Source organism: Oleiharenicola sp. Vm1, assembly GCF_047777955.1.
GTDB lineage: Bacteria > Verrucomicrobiota > Verrucomicrobiia > Opitutales > Opitutaceae > Didemnitutus.
Window position 1 is genome coordinate 2,947,911 of record NZ_CP180537.1, and the last position, 14,126, is coordinate 2,962,036.

The 14,126-nt window shown below is 68.7% G+C and carries 14 protein-coding genes; 10 read left to right on the forward strand and 4 right to left on the reverse strand.

What is annotated here, in order from left to right; all coding sequences use genetic code 11:
* The first annotated feature begins 3 nt into the window (after positions 1-3).
* The 5 genes from ACMYLB_RS14355 to ACMYLB_RS14375 all read left to right on the forward strand — a co-directional run bounded on the left by ACMYLB_RS14355 (position 4) and on the right by ACMYLB_RS14375 (position 2,717).
* Positions 4-753, forward strand: a complete 750-nt coding sequence (locus ACMYLB_RS14355) for a hypothetical protein (RefSeq protein ID WP_415907657.1) — start codon at positions 4-6, stop codon at positions 751-753.
* 133 nt (positions 754-886) lie between these two features.
* Positions 887-1,045, forward strand: a complete 159-nt coding sequence (locus ACMYLB_RS14360; protein ID WP_415907658.1) for a hypothetical protein — start codon at positions 887-889, stop codon at positions 1,043-1,045.
* A gap of 18 nt (positions 1,046-1,063) precedes the next feature.
* Positions 1,064-1,786 carry a 16S rRNA (cytidine(1402)-2'-O)-methyltransferase gene (gene rsmI, locus ACMYLB_RS14365; RefSeq protein ID WP_415907659.1) on the forward strand — a complete coding sequence of 241 codons (723 nt, stop codon included), beginning with the start codon at positions 1,064-1,066 and terminating at the stop codon, positions 1,784-1,786.
* Positions 1,783-2,613 (forward strand): hypothetical protein, encoded by an 831-nt coding sequence (locus ACMYLB_RS14370; protein WP_415907660.1) that lies wholly within the window; start codon positions 1,783-1,785, stop codon positions 2,611-2,613. The genes rsmI and ACMYLB_RS14370 overlap by 4 nt, the downstream gene beginning before the upstream one ends.
* Positions 2,595-2,717: a hypothetical protein gene (locus ACMYLB_RS14375; RefSeq protein ID WP_415907661.1), complete on the forward strand. Its 123-nt coding sequence runs from the start codon at positions 2,595-2,597 to the stop codon at positions 2,715-2,717. The genes ACMYLB_RS14370 and ACMYLB_RS14375 overlap by 19 nt, the downstream gene beginning before the upstream one ends.
* Before the next feature lie 73 nt (positions 2,718-2,790).
* Here ACMYLB_RS14375 and ACMYLB_RS14380 read toward each other — a convergent pair whose 3' ends face one another.
* The 4 genes from ACMYLB_RS14380 to lpxK form a co-directional block, all read right to left on the reverse strand.
* Positions 2,791-3,711 (reverse strand): RluA family pseudouridine synthase, encoded by a 921-nt coding sequence (locus tag ACMYLB_RS14380; protein ID WP_415907662.1) that lies wholly within the window; start codon positions 3,709-3,711, stop codon positions 2,791-2,793.
* Positions 3,712-3,827: 116 nt separating this feature from the next.
* A complete protein-coding gene (locus ACMYLB_RS14385) occupies positions 3,828-4,835 on the reverse strand; it encodes an adenosine deaminase family protein (protein WP_415907663.1) in 1,008 nt (335 codons plus the stop codon).
* A 66-nt stretch (positions 4,836-4,901) separates the two neighbouring features.
* The gene (locus ACMYLB_RS14390; protein ID WP_415907664.1) at positions 4,902-6,020 is read right to left on the reverse strand and encodes an aminopeptidase; all 1,119 of its coding nucleotides are present in this window, start codon (positions 6,018-6,020) and stop codon (positions 4,902-4,904) included.
* Between the two features lie 252 nt (positions 6,021-6,272).
* Complete coding sequence (gene lpxK, locus ACMYLB_RS14395) at positions 6,273-7,508, reverse strand: tetraacyldisaccharide 4'-kinase (protein WP_415907665.1); 1,236 nt, start codon at positions 7,506-7,508, stop codon at positions 6,273-6,275.
* 96 nt (positions 7,509-7,604) lie between these two features.
* On the opposite strand from lpxK, the gene ACMYLB_RS14400 reads away from it, so the two are divergent.
* From ACMYLB_RS14400 to ACMYLB_RS14420, 5 genes are all read left to right on the forward strand, one after another.
* Positions 7,605-8,681 carry a pyridoxal-phosphate-dependent aminotransferase family protein gene (locus ACMYLB_RS14400; protein ID WP_415907666.1) on the forward strand — a complete coding sequence of 359 codons (1,077 nt, stop codon included), beginning with the start codon at positions 7,605-7,607 and terminating at the stop codon, positions 8,679-8,681.
* Positions 8,682-8,798: 117 nt separating this feature from the next.
* Complete coding sequence (locus ACMYLB_RS14405; protein WP_415907667.1) at positions 8,799-9,803, forward strand: BPSS1187 family protein; 1,005 nt, start codon at positions 8,799-8,801, stop codon at positions 9,801-9,803.
* A gap of 171 nt (positions 9,804-9,974) precedes the next feature.
* A complete protein-coding gene (locus ACMYLB_RS14410) occupies positions 9,975-12,791 on the forward strand; it encodes a DNA topoisomerase 3 (RefSeq protein ID WP_415907668.1) in 2,817 nt (938 codons plus the stop codon).
* A gap of 252 nt (positions 12,792-13,043) precedes the next feature.
* On the forward strand, positions 13,044-13,529 hold the full coding sequence (locus tag ACMYLB_RS14415) for a hypothetical protein (RefSeq protein ID WP_415907669.1): 486 nt from the start codon (positions 13,044-13,046) through the stop codon (positions 13,527-13,529).
* Positions 13,517-14,074, forward strand: coding sequence for a hypothetical protein (locus tag ACMYLB_RS14420; protein ID WP_415907670.1), 558 nt, complete (start codon positions 13,517-13,519; stop codon positions 14,072-14,074). Before ACMYLB_RS14415 ends, ACMYLB_RS14420 begins: the two co-directional genes overlap by 13 nt.
* Positions 14,075-14,126 lie beyond the last annotated feature (52 nt).

Here is a 14,126-nt window from a genome sequence, read left to right on the forward strand (position 1 = left end):
TCCATGCCCACCCGCCTGCTCCTCGGGATGATGGCGGTGCTGGTGGTTGCCGGCGCGATCGGCACCGTCCACTTCCAGCGCCAGTCGGAGCAGCACGCCGCCCGCGCCGCCGCGCTCGGACGCGACCTCGCGCAAGCCCGCGCCGAGGCCGCCCGCGAGCGGGAACGCACCCGGCAGATCACGGCCCAGGCCGCCGAGCTGGACACCCAGCTCGGCCACGCCAAGACCCGCACCACCGCCACGGAGAGCAAGTTCTCCCAGGTCAACCGCGAGCTGGACGCCGCGCGCTCCTCGCTCACCGAGCGCCAGCAGCGCGAGGTGACGCTGCTCGCCGCGATCGAGTCCCTCCGCCAGCGGATCAAGGACGCCGAAGCCTCACCCGTGCCGCCTTCCCGCGCCACCGTCGCCACCGTGGTCGCACCTGAGACGACGCTCGTCGCCGGATCCGCCCCGCCGCCGTCGGCCCTCCCGCTTTCTCAGGCTGCGTTGCACCACGCCGCGGAGCCGTCCACCACCGCCGTCTCCGTCTCTCCCACGGAGATCGACGGCTACCGCGAGCGGATCTCGGCCCTCGAAGCCCAGCTGGCCGAACTCCTTGCCCGCGCCCTCTCGGAGCCTCCGCCGGCGGCCCCGCCCCCGCCGCACCGCCCGAGCCTGCCGGTGCCGGCCGCGTCGTCCGCGTGGGCCCGAACGACGCCTTCGTCATCGTCGACTACGGCCGGGACCAAGGGGCCGAAATTGGGGATGAGCTGACGCTCTGCCGCGGAACCACCGTCGTCGCCCGCGTTCAAATCTCCGACGCGCGTTCCCGTTTCTCCGTCGCCCAGGTCCTGCCCACCGCGTTGAAACGACAGTTGCAGCCCGGCGATTTTGTCCTAATAGCCAAATGAGCATGCCCACTCTCCGCAAAGCCCTCCTCGCCCTGGCGCTCGCCGCCCTCGCCTTCCTCGGCCTCGCCGGTTGCACCTCGCCGCAGCAGGACTCGTCGATCCCGTGGAGCCGGCCGGCCGACTGGGAAGGCCGCATCCCCGGCATGGGCAAGTAACCCGAGCGACGGCCCGCCATGACCGCGCCGGCCGAGAATCCCTCGCTCGTCCCCCAGCCCGGCCACCTCTACGTCGTGGCCACGCCGATCGGCAACCTCGCCGACGTCACGGAGCGCGCGCGCGCCATCCTCGCCGGCGTCGACCTCGTCGCCTGCGAGGACACCCGCACCACCGGCGTGCTGCTCAACCGCCTCGGCCTGCACAAGGAGCTCCTCCCTTACCACGAGCACAATGAGACCGAGGCCGCCGACCGCCTCGCCGAACTCATCGCCCTCGGCAAATCCGTCGCCGTCGTCAGCGACGCGGGCACGCCCGCCCTGAGCGATCCGGGCTTCCGCGTCGTCCGCGCCTGCCGCCGCCGCAGCCTGCCGGTCGTGCCGGTGCCCGGCGCCAGCGCCCTCACCGCCGTGCTCAGCGCCGCCGGCCTGCCGACCAACGGCTTCCTTTTCGCCGGCTTCCTGCCGCCGAAATCCGCCGCGCGCATCGCGTTTCTCCAGAAATATCGCGACTTCGACTACACGCTCGCACTCTACGAGAGCTGCCACCGCATCGACAAGTTCGCCGCCGAGATCGTCGAACACCTCGGCCCCGGCCGCGTGATCGGCATCGCCAAGGAAGTCACCAAGCTGCACGAGACCTTCCTCGTCGGCCTCGCCGCCGACGTGCAGGCGCGCCTGATGAAAGGCAGCCTGAAGGGCGAGTTCGTCGTCCTCATCGCCCCGAAGGATTTCACGCTGTGAGCGCCCCGGCCGTCGCCGTCGTCGATATCGGCAGCAATTCGATCAAGGCGCTCGTCGCCGCGCGCGCGCCGGACGGCGGTCTCGAGATCCGGCTGCACCAGTCGCTCGACGCCCGCATCAGCGCCGGCATCAGCGCCGCCACCCCGCGCCTCAGCGAGGAAGGCATGACGCGCGGCCTCGCCGCCGTGCAGGCGCTCCTCGCCCTCGCCGCCCCCTTCGCCCCCGCCCGCACCCTGCTCGTCGCCACCAGCGCCGTGCGCGACGCCGCCAACGGCGCCGAGTTCCGCGCGCGCATCCGCGCCGCCACCGGGCACGAGATCCGCATCCTCACCGGACGCGAGGAAGCCAACGGCATCGGCCGCGGTCTCACCGCCGACGCCGCCCTGGCCGACCTGCGCGACTTCTACGTCTTCGACCTCGGCGGCGGCTCGCTCGAGTGCCTCGAGTTCCGCGACCGCCAGATTCAGCAGGAGCTCAGCCTTCAGCTCGGCTGCGTGCGCCTGACCGAGAAATTCGTCCGCGACCCGTCGGCGCCGTTTCCCCGGAGAGCCGCACGCAGATCGCTGCGCACGTCGCCGCGACGCTCCGCGCCTCGGGTTTCCGCTTCGGCGCGACCCGCCACGCCGTGGGCACGGGCGGCACCGTGGCCACCGTCCGCGCCATCCTCGGCGCGCGCGCCGGCCGAAAGGCGGAGGAAACGGAGCCGCGCGTCTCGACTGCCGAATTGGCCGCTCTGCTCGACCAGCTGGCCGCGCTGCCGCTGGAGGAACGCAAGCGCGTCAAAGGCCTGCCCGCCGCGCGCGCCGACGTGTTTCCCGCCGCGCTGACCACGATTCTCGCCGTCGCGGATGCCGGCGGCTTCGGTGAATTCCGCCACTCGTTCTACAATCTCCGCTATGGCCTCGCCGCGGAGCTGCTGCAGACGCTCTGAGCGATGTAGGGGGGGCTCCCGACCCCGCCGTGAACGTCACACCGCCTGCCCGGCGGGGTTCGGCGACCCCACCCTACAATTTCCGCAGCGCGCCGAGCAGCGCTTCGAAATCCGCCGGCAGCGGTGCGCGCAGGTCGAGAATTTTCCCGCTGACCGGATGCGTCAGCACGAGGTGCTCGGCGTGCAGCATCACGCGCGGCACGGCGGGCATCGCCGGGTGCTGTTTCCAGCCGTAGGTCGGATCGCCGAGCAGCGGGTGACCGATCGACTTCAGGTGCACGCGAATCTGGTGCGTGCGGCCCGAGTGGATCCGGCAGCGCACGAGGGCCGCCGCCTCGCCGAATTTTTCCAGCACCACCCAATCCGTGCGCGCGGGCCGGCCGCCCTCGCCCGTCGTCATGCGGTGGCGGTGCACCGGATGCCGCGCGATGGCGCGGTCGATGACGCCGCTCATCGCCTTCGGCACGCCGCTGACGAGCGCGACGTATTCCTTCAGCAGCGTGCGCGAGGCGAACTGGTCCGAGAGCGCGCGGTGGGCGGCGTCGTTCTTCGCCACGACGAGCAGGCCGGTCGTCTCCTTGTCGATGCGGTGCACGATGCCCGGGCGCTCGACCCCGCCGACGCCGCTCAGCTCGCCCGCGCAATGCGCCAGCAGCGCGTGCACCAGCGTGTCCTCGCCCGTGCCGACGCCCGGGTGCACGACCATGCCCGCGGGCTTGTTGAGCACGATGAGGTGCTTGTCCTCGAAGATCACGTCGAGCGGGATGTCGACCGGCTTGAGCTCCGCCGGCTTCACCTCGGGCAGCGAAAACTCGATCGCCTGGCCGCCGCGCACGTCGTCGCTTTGCGCCGCGACCTTGCCGTTGACCTTCACCAACCCGGCCGCGATGGCGCGCTGGATCGCCGCGCGGCTGTGCTCGGGAAACGCGTGCGCGAGCACCTTGTCGGTGCGCTCGCGGCGGGAGCCCTCGGGAACGATATAGATTTGCGGCACGATGCCGCACGGTTGAGACAGCTCACACACCGCGCAAGATTGGAGACGGGGCTATCAGCCCCGCAGGGTTCTCGGTCTCGCGGGGCTGATGGCCCCGCCTCCAACTATGCGGCAACCTAAGAGGCGTCGTCTGATGCTTCCGCCGCGATGATCGCGTCCAGCTCCGCGAGCAGCGGCGCTTTTTGCGCGTCCGGGAGCAACGCGAGCTCGAAGCCGTTCCGCGCGAGCCGGGCCAATTCGCAGCGCGTGAAGCCGCGCTGCGTGGCGAGGGCGACGTAGTCGTCGGTCAGCGTGTTGCCGAAGGAGATCGGATCGTCGGTGCTCACGGTCACCTTCACGCCGGCGTCGAAGAGGCTACGGATCGGGTGCGTCGCCAGCGTGACGCCGGGCATGAGCTTGTGGTTCGAGATCGGGCAGACATCCAAGCCGACACCCGCGCGCGCCAGCTCCGCCACGAGGGTCGCGTCCTCGTGCGCCCGCACGCCGTGCTGGATGCGGTCGGGATTCAGCTCGTCGAGGACGAAACGGATGAACTCCGCGCCCATGAACTCGCCAGCGTGGGCCTTGGTGTATTTGCCGGCCTTCCGGGCGGCGGCCCAGTATTCCGCCGTCCACGGTTCGAGGGGCTTGTCCTCGAAGCCGTGCAGGTCGATGCCGGCGAGGCCGGGCCAGGTCAGCGCGTCTGCGAGCACCGGCATCATCTTCGGACCGGCGCCGTCGTGGTGGATGCCGAGGAAGATCCGCACCTCGAGTCCGGCCGGCACGGCGGCGCGGATGGCGTCGAGCACGGCGCGGCCGTCGAAGCCCAGGAACTCGATGCCGCCCGAGGCGAAGCTCGTCTCGACGTAGCGGACGTTCTGCGCGAGGTGGCGCGCGAAGATCAGCTGCGCCGCCTCGTGGTAGCGCTCGGGCGAGGTGAACCACGCGAAGGCCATGTCGAGCAGCTCGCGTTCGAAGTGCGCGAAGTCGGCGAACTTGAAGTCCGGCGCCCACGAGTCCGGCGCGCGGCCGCGGAACTCCGGGCGCACGCGTTGCAGCAGCTCGAGCGGCAGCGCGCCCTCGAGGTGGAGGTGCGTCTCCGTCTTCGGGAGCGATTGGACGAAATCGACCAGCGAATCAGACATGGCCCACGGAAGACACGGAACACACGGAAACAGACACGTCCATTCCGTGTGCTCCGTGGGCAGAGCTCATTTCACCTTCAGCAACTGATCCGGGTTCAGCTTCTGCAGCGCCTTCGGGACGAAGAGGCCGTCCTTGCGGACGAGCTTGCCGTCGAACCAAATCTCGCCGCCGCCGTAGTCGGGGCGCTGGATGCAGACCATGTCCCAGTGGACGGCGGACTTGTTGCCGTTGCCGCCCTTCTCGTAGGCCTGGCCGGGCGTGAAGTGGAAGGAGCCGGCGATCTTCTCGTCGAAGAGGATGTCGCGCATCGGCTGCTGGATGTGCGGGTTGAAGCCGATGGCGAACTCGCCGATGTAGCGCGAGCCGGCGTCGGTATCGAGGATCTCGTTCAGGCGCTTCGTGTTGTTGCTCGTGGCGTCGACAATCTTGCCGGCCTTGAAGGTCAGCTTGATGTTGTCGAACGCGGTGCCGAGGTAAACGGTCGGCGCGTTGTAGCTGATGGTGCCCTCGACGCTGTCCTTCACCGGGCAGGAGAACACCTCGCCGTCGGGGATGTTGCGCAGGCCGCCACAGGGGACGGCGCCGATGCCCTTGATCGAGAAGCGCAGGTCGGTGCCCGGGCCCTTGATGTGGACGCGGTCGGTCCGGTTCATCAGGTCGGTCAGCGCCTTCATGCCCGGGCCGTAGCGGCGGTAGTCGAAGGTGCAGACGCGGAAGTAGAAATCCTCGAACGCCTCGGTGCTCATGCCGGCCTGCTGCGCCATGGCGGACGACGGCCAGCGGAGCACGACCCACTTGGTCTTGTTCACGCGGTGGTCGAGCACGGGCTTCATGATCTTCGCCACCAGCTGCACCTTCTCGGAGGGCACGTCGGAGGTCTCGAAGATGTTGTCCGAGCCGCGCACCGCGATGTAGGCCTCCATCTTCTGCATGCGCGCCAGCTCGACGTCGGCCGCGATCTGGTATTGCTCGGCCTGCGCGCCCTGCAGCAGCTCGCGCGTGACGCGGGCGCGCTGGATGTTGACGTAGGGCAGCGCGCCGCGGGCGCGGGCGGCGCGCACGAGCGCGACCACGAACAGGTCGGGGATGTCGAACGCGTCGATGAGCACGCGCTCGCCCTTCTTCAGGGCGGTGGAAAATCCGGTGAGAACGTCGGCAAGTTGCGAGTAGCGGGGATCAGCCATCCGCAAGCTATCGCCCGAGCACGCCGCCCGGGCAACCTCAAAGCCGCCGCGCGAGTCGTGCCGCCGGGTTGTTGTAGGGCGGGGTCTCCGAATCCCGCCGCGAACGTTGCGCCGGCATCGCTGCATGGCGGGGTTCGGCGACCCCGCCCTACAATTCAGGCCAACGCGGTCAGCTTCGCTTGGCCTGAACAGCGCCGGCTTCCAGCCGGCATCTTCCCGCAGCGCCGGCTGGAAGCCGGCGCTACTTCACTTTCACTTCGCCGCGACCGCGGCTTCGCTGCCGACTTCCGGCTCCTCGTTGGCCGGCCGGCCGCGCGGGAAGCAGATCTTGCCGACCGCCTCCTGGAAGTCCGCCGCGCCGCGGAGGATCTCGATCTCGAGGCGGAGGAAATAGAGCGGACGCGACGGGTTCGCGTCGGCGGGCGCGATGCGCACCGCGTCCTTCTCGGTCGTGACGATGAACTCCGCCCCGGCCTTCTCCGCCTCGGCATAGACCTCGCGCAGGTCCTCGGAGGTGAAGCGGTAGTGGTCGAGGAAGCGCCGCGCGTAGGCGAGATGCGCCCCGCCCTCGCGCAGGAAGCGCTCGAAGCTCTCCGGCGTCGCGATGCCGCTGAAGGCCGCGATGCGCTTCCCCTTCAAGTCCGCGAGCGGCCGCTTCTCGACGTTGCCGACGCGCTGGAGGAACTGCGGCCGGTGCGCGCACTCGATGATCTCGGCGTGCGGGTTGTAGTGGCGGATCAAATGCTCGAGCTCCTCGTCGCGGCGGCCGTTGGACTTCGTGAGGAAGACGTAGGATGCGCGCTTCAGGTGCTTGACCGGCTCGCGCAGGATGCCGCGTGGGAGCAGGAAGCCGTTGCCGAAGGGATTGGTCTTGTCGACCAGCAGCAGGTTGAGTCGGCCCTTGAGCGGCAGGTATTGGAAACCGTCGTCGAGCACCAGCGTGTCGCAGCCGAAGCGCTTGATCGCATACGCGCCGGCCTTCACGCGGTCCTTGTCCACGAGCACGACGACGCCGGGCAGGTTCTTCGCCAGCATGAACGGCTCGTCGCCCGCCAGCTCCGAGTCGAGCAGCAGGCGCTCGCCGTCGCTGACGATGCGCGGGGGCTCGGCCTCCTGGTGGGTGAAGTCGTGCCAGAGGCGCTTCCAGAGCGGCGGGGCCTTGCTCTTGTAGCCGCGGCTGAGGATCGCGACCTTGCGGCCGCGGTCGCGCAGCGCGCGCGCGAACATCTCCACCACCGGCGTCTTGCCCGTGCCGCCGACGGTGAGGTTGCCCACCACCACCACGAGGCAGCCGAGCGGCGTGTCATGGAAGATGCGCTTCCGGAACAGCCACAGCCGGGCCTGCACAATGCCGCTGAAAAGATACGAACACGCCTGCAGGAACGCCGCGAAGACCAGCGCGCCGAAGCCCTCGCGTTTCCCCATGATGACGTCGATGCCGAACTGCTCGAATTCGTTGAGCTTGGTGCGAAACCAGCGATTGGGCATGACGTGAAATAGGCTTTGACCGCGCGGAGCGCGACCTAGGTTATGGGACTCCTGGCGCCGCCCGCGCAAGCGACAACTCCGGCGCCGCTCCCGACCATGCCCTACAAGCTCTACATTCCCGGCCCGATCAGCGTCTCCGAGAAAACCCTGCGCGCCATGACCCAGCCGATGATCGGCCACCGCGGCAGCGAGTTCATCGCGCTCTACCGCAGCCTGACGCCGGCGCTGCAGGCGCTGTTCGGCACGAAGAACTCCGTCTACCTCGCCACCAGCAGCGCCTGGGGCGTCATGGAGGGCACGCTCCGGAACGTCGTCCGCAAGAAAGTCCTCTGCTGCATGAACGGCGCGTTCTCGGACAAGTGGCTCGACGTCGCCCGCCGCTGCGGCCTCGACGCCGCCGGCCTGCAATTCGACTGGGGGAAGCCCGTCGATCCCGCCGCGCTCCGCGCCGAGCTGGCCAAGGGCGGCTACGACGCCGTCACGATCATCCACAACGAGACTTCCTGCGGCTGCCTGAGCGACCTGCCCGCGCTCGCCGCGGTCCTGCGCGAATTCCCGGACGTCATCGCCATCGTCGACACCGTCAGCTCGTTCAGCGCCGTGCCGATCGACCAGGACGCGCTCGGCCTCGACATCGTGCTCGCCGGCTCGCAGAAGGCGCTCGCCCTGCCGCCCGGCCTGACGGTGTTTTCCGTCTCGCCGCGCGCCCGCGAGCGCGCCGCCACCGCCCCGGCCCGCGGCTACTATTTCGACCTCGTCGAGTTCGAGAAGAACCACGAAGGCGGCATGACGCCCAGCACGCCGGTCATCCCGCTGATCTACGCGCTGCGCTCGAAGCTCGACGACATCGCCGCCGAGGGCCTCGACGCCCGCTACGCCCGCCACGTGCGCCTCAACCGCATCGTGCGCGACTGGGGCTACGCGAAGGGCTTCAAGCTCTTCCCCGAGGAGCGCTTCGCCTCGGTTTCGCTCAACTGCTTCGCCAACACCCGCGGCATCGACCTGCCCGCCCTGAACACGAAGCTCAAGGCACGCGGCTTCCTCATCGACGGCGGCTACGGCAAGCTCAAGGGAAAGACCTTCCGCATCTCGAACATGGGCGACGAGACCGACGCCACCATCGCCGAACTCCTCGCCGCGCTCGACGCGTCGCTGGCCGAGATCGGGGCGTGAGCGGCGGCGCGGCGCGCGCGGGCGCGCCCTCCGGCGCGGAAACCGGGATTGCGCCAGGATAACGCGTCGTGCGCTTGGCTTGCGCCGGTGCGGGCGTTGCGGCATCGCTGACCGACGATGAAACGCATTTCGCGCTGCCTCATTTGGCTGCTCGTCGTTTCCCTCGCCTTCGGCGCGGAACCGCGCGAGCGGGAGAGCGTGGATTCCGTCCAGGTCCTCAAAGTCCGCGCACGCGACACCGATCCGGCGATCCGGACGGCCGACCTGCCGCACTACGCCTACGTCGATCGCGACGTGCTCGCCGGCCGCACGGGCGCGGCGGCGGACCGCCACGAATTGCTGCTGTGGATTCCCGGCACGCAGCCCTCCGGCACGAGTGGCGAAGGCCCCGGCGGCGCCGGTCGATTTTGCGAACTCGCGGCGCGACTTGGTTACCACGCGATCGTCCTGAAATACCCGAACGAGCAATCCGCCAGCATCTGCCGCAACGACCGCGACCCGCAGGAATTCGAGCGCTTCCGCATGGCCCTCATCGCGGGCGGCAAGTCGAAGCACCTCTCTGTCGACCGCGCTGAAAGCATCGAGAGTCGTCTCGTGCATTTGCTGCGACATCTGGCGAAATCCGATCCGGCGAGCGACTGGGCACAATTCCTGACGCCAGAGGGCGCTCCGAAATGGGAGGTCCTTGCCGTCGCCGGCCAGTCGCAGGGCGGCGGCCACGCCGCGCTCATCGCGCTGCACCACCGCGTCGCCCGCGTGATCTGCACCGGCAGCCCCAAAGACTACAGCATCGCGCACGACGCGCCCGCCGCCTGGCTGCGCCTCGATTCCGCGACGCCGAAGGAGCGCTTCTTCACCTTCAATCACCGGCAGGACCATCAGGGCTGCTCGCCGGAGCAGCAGTGGGAAAACCTGCGCGCGCTCGGCCTCGACCGATTCGGTCCCCTCGTGGACGTCGACCGCGAGCCACCGCCGTATCGGCACTCCCGCATGCTGACCACGGACTATCCCGGCGGAAAGCTCACCTCGTCCACCGCCCACACGATGGTGATGAATCCGCGCCACACCGACGTGCTGACGCCGGTCTGGAGCTACCTGCTGACCGAGCCGGTCTCGCGCTAGGCCGGGCGTGTTCGCCGCGTCGCGTCACGGCAGGAAGCCGCCCGAAATTTCGCGCAATTTCCCTCGTGCGCGCGAGCGCGCGTAGACCCGCGTGCGCGCGTGCGCGCGCGGCTCTCGGAAAAAAGTAGTGCTTGAAATCGGCGGCGCGCGCCCGTAACGGCTCGCCTCCCAATGAAGTCCCTCATCATCGCCGAGAAGCCGTCCGTGGCTGCTGACATCGCCCGCGCGCTCGGCAAAGTTCCCAAGCACGGCGACCACTACGAGAACGAGGAATACGTGATCTCGTCGGCGGTCGGCCACGTGGTGGAACTCCAGATGCCCGAGGACATCGACAAGAAGAAATACGGTTTCTGGCGGCTCGAGACGCTGCCCATCGTCCCGGAGAAATTCGAGCTGAAGCCGATCGAGGACTCCAAGGACCGCTTCAATCTCCTTAAAAAACTCATCGCCCGGAAGGACATCAAAGAGGTCATCAACGCCTGCGACGCGGGCCGCGAGGGCGAGCTCATTTTCAAGAATCTGGCGCTGCTGGCGAAGAACAAGCACCCGGTGAAGCGCCTCTGGCTCTCGTCGATGACCAACGAGGGCATCAACGAGGCCTTCGAGCGCCTGCGCGACGACTCGGAGATGCAGGGCCTGGCCGACGCCGCCCGTTGCCGCAGCGAGGCGGACTGGCTCATCGGCATCAACGGCACGCGCGCGATCACCAAGCGCATGTTCGGCTCGCGCGCGGGTAACGTCGCCTCCGTCGGCCGCGTGCAGACGCCCACCCTCGCGCTGGTCTACGCGCGCGAGCTCGAGATCCGCAATTTCAAGCCGCGCGGCTACTGGCGCGTGACGGCGAAGTTCGGCGTCGCCAAGGGCGACTACGAGGGCACCTACCAGCGCCCGGATTTCAAGAAGAGCGACGACGAGCACGACCGCATCGACCGCCTCTGGGACAAGGCCAAGGCCGAGGCCATCGTCGCCGCCTGCGCGGGCCAGCCGCTGGCGCAGGTTGCCGAGGAAAAGAAGGCCAGCTCGCAGATCGCGCCGCGCCTCTACGACCTCACGACGCTCCAGCGCGAGGCGAACAGCCGCTACGGTTTCCCGGCGAAGCGCACCCTCCAGCTCGCCCAGGCGCTCTACGAAAAGCACAAGATGATCACCTACCCGCGCACGGACTCCCGCGCGCTGCCGGAGGATTATCTGCCCGTCGTCCGCCGCACGCTCCAAAATCTCCACGGCGCGCTCGGCACCCACGCGCACAAGGCGCTGGAGAAGGGCTACGTCCAGTTCAACAAGCGCATCTTCAACAACGCCCAGGTCTCCGACCACTTCGCCATCATCCCGACCGAGCACGAGGCCAAGCACCTCGACGAGGCCGAGGCGAAGATCTTCGACATGATCGCACGCCGCTTCGTCGCGGCGTTCTTCCCCGCGGCCGAGTTCGACGTCACCACGCGCACCAGCACGGTCGCCGGCCACGCCTTCAAGACCGAGGGCAAGGTGCTGACCGTCCCCGGCTGGCTCGAGGTCTACGGCAAGAGCACGGTCGACGAAGATTCGGCCGACTCCAAAGCGCTGCCCGCCATGTCCGCCGAGGACGCCGGCAAGGCCAAGACGCTCTCCACCGAACTGCACGAGGAGGCGACCCGTCCGCCGCCGCGCTACACGGAAGCGACGCTGCTCTCCGCGATGGAAACCGCCGGCAAACTCGTCGACGACGAGGAACTCGCCGAAGCCATGAAAGAGCGCGGCCTGGGCACGCCGGCGACGCGCGCCGACACCATCGACGGCCTCATTTACCAGAAATATCTCGACCGAAATCAGCGCGAGCTCGTGCCGACCGCCAAGGCCGAACAGCTGATCCAGTTCCTCGGCGCCGTGAAGGCCGAGGACCTCACCTCGCCCGCCATGACCGGCGAGTGGGAGTTCAACCTCCGCCAGATGGAGCACGGCAAGTTCCCGCGCGAGAAATTCATGGCCGAGATCGTCAAGGAGACGAAGGGCATCGTCGAACGCGTGAAGGGCTTCGAGGAAGACGACTCGATCGCGCGCGAGACCGACATCCCCTCGCCCACCGACGGCAAGCCCCTGCGCGAGACGCTGCGCGGTTACAAGTCCCACGACGGCGAGTTCATGATCTACAAGATCATCGGCGGCCGCCGCATGGAGGAGCACGAGGTCAAGGAGCTCGTCACCACCGGCAAGGTCGGTCCGCTCGACGGCTTCATCTCCGCCAAGACCCGCAACCGCTTCTCCGCGCTGCTCAAGCTCAACCAGGTCGAGGAGGAGGCGAAGGACGGCACGAAGACGAAGAAGTGGAAGACCGAGTTCGATTTCGGCGACAAGGCCGACCTCGGCGGGCTCACGCCCTTCTGGACCAATCCCGAGACCGGCGCCGAGCTCTGCGAGAACGGCAGCAGCTTCATCGTGCGCGAGCGCGATCCCGCCGCCGAGGGCGGCTGGAAGCAGACGTTCCGCATCGGCCGCATCCTCTGCCAGAAGCCGATCACCCATGAGATGGTGACCGACCTCGTCTCGAAGGGGAAAACCGGCCTCATCCAGGGCTTCATCTCCAAGAAGGGCCGTCCCTTCGACGCGTTCCTCAAGCTGGAGGGCGCGCGCATTGCCTGGGAGTTCCCTCCCCGCGCCCCGAAGCTCGACAAGGACGGCAAGCCCATCGAGCGCAAGGCCCGCGCCAAGGTCGATCTCTCCAAGGCCACGGTCCTCGGCCAGAGCCCCGCGCACGACGGCGGCGAGCTGGTCGAGCTCGGCGACACCTACTACGTGCGCAAGCCAGAGCAGGACAACCGCGCGGTGTTCAAACTCGCCAAGAAGCTCTGCGAGCACGAGATCGCCCCCGCGGTCGTCCAGAAGCTCCTCGCCGAGGGCAAGAGCGACCTGATCGAGGGCTTCGTCTCCAAGCGCGGCAACAAGTTCAGCGCCTACCTGGTTCTCTCCGCGAAGAAGGACAAGGCGGAGTTCGAATTTCCTCCTCGGTGAGGAGGAAATAGGGCGAGCCCTGCCACGGATGGGCGGAGCCGGGAGCCCACCGGGCAGCGACGTCCACCGTTCCCGCCGCCGTGAGTAGGGCCGGCTTCATCCGGCCCGGTTTGTCGCTCCCGGCCCCCTTCGCTCGCGAGCGCAAACCCGTTTGGCCGGTTAAAACCGGCCCTACCGCAGCGCACAGCCCGTTCATCCCTTTGCCCTCGCCGCGCGACTGAAACCGTGGCCTTTTGCAGGCGTCTCATTGCCATGCGCACGCTGTCTCGCCTCACCGTCCTGATCCTCGCCCTCGTGGCGGCGACCGGCGTTTTCTACGCCTATCAGCAGCAGAAAGCCCTGGCGCACGCCCGGCTCGCGGCCGACGCGCTGGAGAAGGAGCGCAACGACCTCCGCAAGAAACTGTGGGACGCGGAAAAACGCCGCGACGAACTCGAGGCCCAGCTCCGCGGCCGCCGGGGAGGCCCCGACGGCGAGGGCGGCCCGGGCGAGGCCACGCTCGAGAACGCCGCCGTCGACGCCGCGATCCGCTTCGGCGGCCCCGGCGAGGGCGGCCCGTTCGGGCGTTTCATGGCGATGATGGACAACCCCGACGTCCAGCGCCTGCTCGCCACCCAGCAGCGCGGCGCGCTCGACGCGCGCTACTCCGCGCTGTTCAAAAGCCTCAACCTCTCCCCGCCCAGCTTGAGCAGTTCAAGAACCTCCTGGTCGAGAAGCGCACCACCGTGGCCGACGTGATGGCCGCCGCGCGCTCGCAGGGCCTCACGGGACGCGAGAACCGCGACGAGCTCCGCGCCCTCGTCCAGAACGCGCAGAACGAGGTCGACAACAACATCCGTGCCGCCATCGGCGACGCCGCGTTCGCCCAATACCAGAACTTCGAGCAGACCCAGCCGCAGCGCACCGTGGTCTCCCAGCTCCAGCAGCGCCTCAGCTACACCGACGCGCCGCTCAGCGACGCCCAGACCGAGCAGCTCGTGCAGCTGCTCGCCACCACCACCGACCAGAAGAACCCGAGCGCGGGCGGCGTGCGCACGCCGGCGGGCCGCATCGGCTTCGGCGGCAACGGCGGCGCCCAGATCACCGACCAGGCCGTGGCCCAGTCCGCCAGCGTCCTCTCCGCCAGCCAGCAGCAGGCGCTGCAGCAACTGCAGGCCGAGCAACAGGCCCAGGCCCAGCTCGCCAAGCTCATGCGCGAACAGTTCCAGCGGCGCAATGGCGGCAGCGGCAACGGCGGCAAGGCGTCCACGCCCACGCAGGTTCCGACGCCGCCCAAGGGCTGACACACAGTTCCAGCTTGTCGCTGTGGCGGACGGGGAGTTAAATCACCGCCTC